The organism is Micromonospora sp. KC207 (genome assembly GCF_004348615.1).
In the GTDB taxonomy this organism is placed as follows: domain Bacteria; phylum Actinomycetota; class Actinomycetes; order Mycobacteriales; family Micromonosporaceae; genus Micromonospora.
This window is the reverse complement of sequence record NZ_SMKJ01000379.1, coordinates 1-5,181: the sequence shown is the minus strand read 5'-3', so window position 1 is coordinate 5,181 and position 5,181 is coordinate 1. Positions and strand designations below refer to the sequence as shown.

Sequence of the window (5,181 nt, the reverse complement as noted above, 5' to 3'; positions counted from 1 at the left end):
CGGTGGGGGCGTGGCGCTCACCCTGGCGATCTCGCCCTGCCCCAACGACACGTTCGCCTTCGACGCCCTGGTGCACGGCCGGGTGCCCGGCGCGCCGCCGGTCGAGGTGACCTACGCGGACGTGGACGTCACGAACACCGCCGCCGAGCGGGGCGCGTTCGACCTTGTGAAGGTGAGCTACGCCGCGCTGCCGTGGCTGCTGGACGACTACCACCTGCTGCCCTGCGGGGGCGCGCTCGGCCGCGGCTGCGGGCCGCTGGTGCTGACCCGACCCGCCCAGGCCGGCAGCGCCCAGGCCGGCAGCGCGGATCGCGTCGACCTGAGCGGGGCGACGGTGGCGGTGCCCGGGGACCGGACCACGGCGTACCTGCTGTTCCGGCTCTGGTCGGCCGGCCGGCCCCCGGCGCGGATCGAGGTGGTCCCGTTCCACGAGATCATGCCGGCGGTGGCCGCCGGCCGGTACGACGCCGGGCTGGTGATCCACGAGGCCCGGTTCACGTACCCGCGGCACGGGCTGACCGCCCTCGTCGACCTCGGCGAGTGGTGGGAGGGCGACACGGGCCTACCGATCCCGCTCGGCGCGATCCTGGCCCGCCGGGGCGCGGTCGACCCGGTCGAGGCGGCCGGCTGGATCCGCGAGTCGGTACGCCAGGCGTGGGCCGACCCGGAGGCGAGCCGACGGTACGTGCTCTCCCACGCGCAGGAGATGGAGCCCGACGTGGTGGACCGACACATCGCCCTCTACGTCAACGAGTTCACCGCGGACCTGGGAAACGCGGGGCTCGCCGCCGTGGAGGCGCTGCTGGGCCGGGCCGCCGACGCCGGGCTCGTACCCCGGATCGCCGGCCCTCAGACCTCCAGCTCGCGCGCGACCGCGTGGACGAGCTGAGCGATCTTCTGCGCCGTCTTCTTGTCGGGGAAGCGACCCCGCCGCAGGTCCGGCTGGACCTTCGCCTCCAGCACCTTGATCATGTCTTCCACGAGGCCGTGCAATTCCTCCGCCGGCCGACGGCGCAGCTCCGCCACCGAGGGCGGGGCCTCCAGCAGCTTGACCCCCATCGCCTGGGCGCCCCGGCGGCTGTCCACCACACTGAAGTCGACCCGCTGACCACCTTTGAGGTCGGTGACACCCGCCGGTAGCGCGCCCTTCGGCAGGAACACGTCGCCACCCTCGTCGCTGGTGACGAACCCGTATCCCTTGGCCGCGTCATACCACTTCACTCGACCCGTCGGCACCTGAGAACCCCTGCTTCACTTGAGACGTGTACTGCCCCAAGGCTAGCCGGATCATGGCCGCCAGCGCCGCCGGGAATCCGGTGAGGTCGGCCAAAACCAGGTCGGCCCCGGCCGAGCGCAGTTCGTCGGCCGAACAGGGTCCGGTGGCGACCGCCACGCCCGGGATGTCGGCCGCCTGAGCGGCGACCATGTCGGCGGTGTGGTCGCCGACGTACAGGTTCGCGCCATGCGCGCGCAGCGCCGTCGCCTTCTCCTCGGCGAACAGGTCGCCAGCCAACTCGTCGACGGCCAGCCCGAGATGGTCCAGGTGCAGCCGGGCCAGCCGGCCCATCTTCGAGGTGACCACCAGCACCCGGCCGCCGTGGGAGTGCACGGCCTCGATGGCCGCGACCGCGCCGGGCATCGGCAGGGTCGGGGTGATCGCGTACGCCGGGTACAGCTCGCGGTACGCCGCGACGGCCGACTCGACCCGCTCGGGCGGGAACCACCGGGCGATCTCCACCCGCAGCGGCGGGCCCAGCCGGGACACCGCCGCGTCGGCGTCCACGGGCACGCCGGTGCGCGCGGTGAGCGCCCGGTACGCCGCGGCGATGCCGGGGCGGGAGTCGACGAGGGTCATGTCGAGGTCGAAACCGACGGTAAGCGGGGGCATGCCGAGAACCTACCCGGCCGGCGCGGGTCCAGCCGGTCGTCCGAGGGGCGCGAGGACCCCGACCCGGGCTAGCGTGGAACGACGATGACCACCTCACTCGCCGATCACCTGCGGACGCTGCCCGACGCCTCCCTGGCCGCCCTCCTCCAGCTGCGGCCGGACCTCGTCGTGCCCGTGCCGGCCGACGTGTCCGCGCTCGCGGTCCGGGCCCAGTCCCGGGTCTCGGTGGCCCGGGCGTTGGACGGTCTGGACCAGTTCACCCTCCAGATCCTCGACGCCGCCCGGCTCACCCGGGCCCCGGACGACGGCACCACCTCCACCGAGGCAGTCCTCGCCATGGCCACCGCCGGGCCACGACCGCCGGCACCGGCCACCATCCGGGGCGCGGTGAACAGGCTCCGCGCGCTCTTCCTGCTGTACGGCCCCGAGCACGCCCTGCGCGTGGTTGACGGCGTCGACGAGGTCGCCCCGTACCCGGCGGGGCTGGGCAGGCCCGCGACGGGGCTGGACCCGCGCGCGGCGGCCCTCTGCGCGGACCCGGCGAAGCTGCGCCGCGCGCTGCTGGCCGCGCCCCCGTCGGCCCGGGCGATCCTGGACCGGCTCGCCGCCGGCCCGCCGGTGGGCAGCGTGCCCCCGGGCGCTTTGCAGGCCCCGCCGCTCGGCGCGGAGGACAGCGTCCCGCCGGACCCGACCAACGGCGGCGCGCCCACCGGGTCGCCGGTGCGCTGGCTGGTCGACAGCCGGCTGCTGGTGGCGGTCTCCGCCGGCACCGTGGAGCTGCCCCGCGAGGTCGGCCTGCTGCTGCGCCGCGACAGCGGCCCGCTCGGGCCGCTGCGCACCAGCCCCCCGCCGGTGGCCGCCGTCGCACGTGAGGCGAAGGCCGTCGACTCGGCCGGGGCCGGGCAGACCATGGAGGTGGTACGGCACACCGAGGCGCTGCTGGAGCTGCTCTCCGCCGAGCCGGCCCCGGTGCTGCGCTCGGGTGGGATCGGGGTGCGCGACCTGCGTCGGCTGGCGAAGTCCCTCGCCCTGGACGAGGCGACGACCGCCCTGTTGCTGGAGGTGGCGTACGCGGCCGGGCTGGCCGGTGAGCTGGAGCTGCCCGGGGCGACGAGCGCCCGCTACGGTGCCGACCAGCAGGTCCTGCCCACCGGCGGGTACGAGGTGTGGCGGGCCATGTCGTTGGCCCGGCGCTGGGAGCAGTTGGCCCGGGCCTGGCTGCTGATGACCCGCCAGGTGGGCCTCGTGGGGCAGCGCGACGACCGGGACCGGCCGATCGGGGCGCTCTCGCCTGAGGCTGAGCGGGCCAATGCGCCGGCCTCCCGGCGGGCCGTGCTGGCTGAGCTCGCCGACCTGGAACCGGCCGTCGCGCCCACTTCGGAGGAGGTGCTGGAACTGCTCGACTGGCGGGCGCCCCGGCGCAGTCGGGGCCGGGAGGCCGCGCACCGGGAGGCGCTGGTGGAGGCGGCCCGGCTGGGCGTGACCGGGCTCGGGGCGCTCACCTCGTACGGGCGGCTGCTGCTGACCGACGTGGCCGAGACCGACGAGCGGGGCGGGGACGACCCGCTCGGGCTGCACGCCGACGCCGAGGACGCGTCCACGGCGGTGCGGGCGCTCGACGGGCTGCTGCCCGCGCCGGTCGACCACTTCCTGGTGCAGGCCGACCTGACCGTGGTGGTGCCCGGTCCGCCCGACCCGGCGCTCGCCGGCGAGCTGGAGGTGGTGGCCGAGCACGAGTCGGCGGGCGGGGCGAGCGTGCACCGGGTCACCACGGCCAGCGTGCGCCGGGCCCTGGACGCCGGATACTCGGCCGACGACCTGCACGAACTGTTCCGCCGCCGGTCCCGCACCCCGGTCCCGCAGGGGCTGACGTACCTGGTGGACGACGTCGCGCGCAAGCACGGCGGGCTGCGGGTCGGCTCCGCCGGCGGGTACGTGCGCAGCGACGACGAGGCGCTGCTCGCGGAGGTGCTGTCGGACCGGCGGCTGGAGTCGCTGGCGTTCCGGCGGCTGGCCCCGACGGTGCTGGCCACCCCGTACCAGGTGAACCGGATGCTGATGGCGCTGCGCGACGCCGGGTACGCCCCGGTGCCGGAGGACGCCTCCGGGGCGGCGGTGCTGTACCGGCCGAGGACCCGGCGCGCCCCGGGTCGGGCACCGGTGAGCCGTGCCGTCGACCCGCTGGCGTCGCCGAAGCTGGCCATGCCCCGGCTGCTCGGGGTGGTGGAGCAGATCCGCCGGGGCGAGGCGGCGGCGCGGGCAGCCCGGCGGGCCCCGGCGGTGGTGCGCGGCAGCACGGCCGGCATCGGCCCGGCGCCGGCGCACGGTCACGCCGACGCCCTCGCCGTGCTCCAGCAGGCGGTGCGGGACAAGGCGCTGGTCTGGGTGGGGTACGTCGACGCGCACGGGGCGACGGCGTCCCGGCTGGTCCGGCCGGTGTCGATCGGGGCGGGCTACCTGCGCGCCGAGGACGAGCGCACGGAGATGCTGCACACCTTCGCGCTGCACCGGATCACCGCGGCGGTGCTGGAGGGGACCTGAGCCGCCCGAGTGTTCAGCGGCGGTTGCGGCGGACGGTGCCGATCACGGAGACGGCCAGCAGCAGGGCGAACCCGGCCCCGGCGGACTCGCCGACGGAGGCGACGAAGCCCTGCCGCTGGACCAGCCAGCCGTAGAGGAACCAGCCGACGAGGAGCACGGCGGCGGTCGCGTACCCGAACAGGGCCGCCCCCGAGACCTCGCCGGCCGGCGTGGGATCGTCCTCGGCGGTCACGTGCCGGGCCGCCGACCGAAGAGCACCACCCGACTGCCCACCTTGCCCAGCTCCCAGGCACGGCGGGCGTCGGCGGGGAGCAGGTTGACGCAGCCGTGCGAGCCGATCGACTTGTCGTGCAGGTAGGTGGTGGTCTGGTGGTAGCCCATGCCCTGGGTGAAGTGCTGCCAGTACGGTAGCCACACCTCGTACGGGTCGGACCACTCCTTCACGTTCCGGTAGTTGATGGTGAACGTGCCGGCGGGGGTGGCGTAGCCGGGCATCCCGGTCCGGGTCACCGTCGGGCCCCACACCACCTTGCCGCCGCGCACCGCCCACGTGGTCTGCCGGGTCAGGTCGATGCAGAACGTGGTGCCGGAGCCGGCCTTGCAGCGCTTGGTGTCGGTGGTGGCCAGCCGCTTCGCCACGTCGTACGTGGTGGGGCCGGCGCGGCCGGCGGCGGGGCGGACGTCGTACCGCTGCTGGAACTTCTTGATCGCGGCGCAGTCGGCGGCGGACTGGCGGCCGTCCACGGTCACCC

The 5,181-nt window shown here is 75.6% G+C and carries 6 protein-coding genes; 2 read left to right on the top strand and 4 right to left on the bottom strand.

The window, feature by feature from the left end; genetic code table 11:
• Positions 1 to 10: 10 nt before the first annotated feature.
• Complete coding sequence (locus tag E1258_RS29570) at positions 11 to 889, top strand: 1,4-dihydroxy-6-naphthoate synthase (protein WP_132406898.1); 879 nt, start codon at positions 11 to 13, stop codon at positions 887 to 889.
• Here the strand turns inward: E1258_RS29570 and E1258_RS29565 are convergent.
• Complete coding sequence (locus E1258_RS29565; protein WP_007074225.1) at positions 850 to 1,236, bottom strand: cold-shock protein; 387 nt, start codon at positions 1,234 to 1,236, stop codon at positions 850 to 852. The genes E1258_RS29570 and E1258_RS29565 overlap by 40 nt on opposite strands.
• Positions 1,208 to 1,888: an HAD family hydrolase gene (locus E1258_RS29560; protein ID WP_132406896.1), complete on the bottom strand. Its 681-nt coding sequence runs from the start codon at positions 1,886 to 1,888 to the stop codon at positions 1,208 to 1,210. Before E1258_RS29560 ends, E1258_RS29565 begins: the two co-directional genes overlap by 29 nt.
• An 84-nt stretch (positions 1,889 to 1,972) precedes the next feature.
• On the opposite strand from E1258_RS29560, the gene E1258_RS29555 reads away from it, so the two are divergent.
• Positions 1,973 to 4,429: a helicase-associated domain-containing protein gene (locus E1258_RS29555; RefSeq protein ID WP_132406894.1), complete on the top strand. Its 2,457-nt coding sequence runs from the start codon at positions 1,973 to 1,975 to the stop codon at positions 4,427 to 4,429.
• A gap of 13 nt (positions 4,430 to 4,442) precedes the next feature.
• Here the strand turns inward: E1258_RS29555 and E1258_RS29550 are convergent, their stop codons facing one another.
• Complete coding sequence (locus E1258_RS29550; protein ID WP_007074223.1) at positions 4,443 to 4,661, bottom strand: hypothetical protein; 219 nt, start codon at positions 4,659 to 4,661, stop codon at positions 4,443 to 4,445.
• Positions 4,658 to 5,181, bottom strand: a 524-nt coding sequence (locus tag E1258_RS29545; protein ID WP_132406892.1) for a L,D-transpeptidase, incomplete at its 5' end; no start/stop codon positions are given. The genes E1258_RS29550 and E1258_RS29545, both read right to left, overlap by 4 nt.

Bases quoted from the DNA above. Each gene is read 5' to 3' on its own strand.
- E1258_RS29560 (WP_132406896.1), bottom strand. From the start codon at position 1,888: ATGCCCCCGCTTACCGTCGGTTTCGACCTCGACATGACCCTCGTCGAC.
- E1258_RS29555 (WP_132406894.1), top strand. From the start codon at position 1,973: ATGACCACCTCACTCGCCGATCACCTGCGGACGCTGCCCGACGCCTCC.